Source organism: Enterobacter sp. UNJFSC 003, assembly GCF_036903355.1.
Taxonomy (GTDB): domain Bacteria; phylum Pseudomonadota; class Gammaproteobacteria; order Enterobacterales; family Enterobacteriaceae; genus Enterobacter.
Window position 1 is genome coordinate 1 of sequence record NZ_JBAKHK010000165.1, and the last position, 271, is coordinate 271.

Here is a 271-nt window from a genome sequence, read left to right on the forward strand (position 1 = left end):
GAGAAAAGGTAATTGGAAAGCCCGCCGACCGAGAAGAAGCCATCCATATCTTGCAATCATTATCTGGCAATATGCACCGGGTGATCACAGGCGTAGTGATACTTCGCAACGGAAGCGAAACATCTTTTGCCGATATTACAGAGGTACAGTTTCATCACCTTAGCTATGATCAGATCTGTTTCTATGTTGATAAATACCAACCCTACGATAAAGCCGGCGCCTATGCCATCCAGGAATGGATCGGCGTAGTAGGCATCCAATGGGTGAAAGG

The 271-nt window shown here is 46.5% G+C and carries 1 protein-coding gene; it reads left to right on the forward strand.

The genetic code is table 11. The annotated features are described in order from the left end of the window. On the forward strand, positions 1-271 hold a 271-nt coding region (locus V5P19_RS23620), incomplete at both ends, for a Maf family protein (protein ID WP_334407979.1).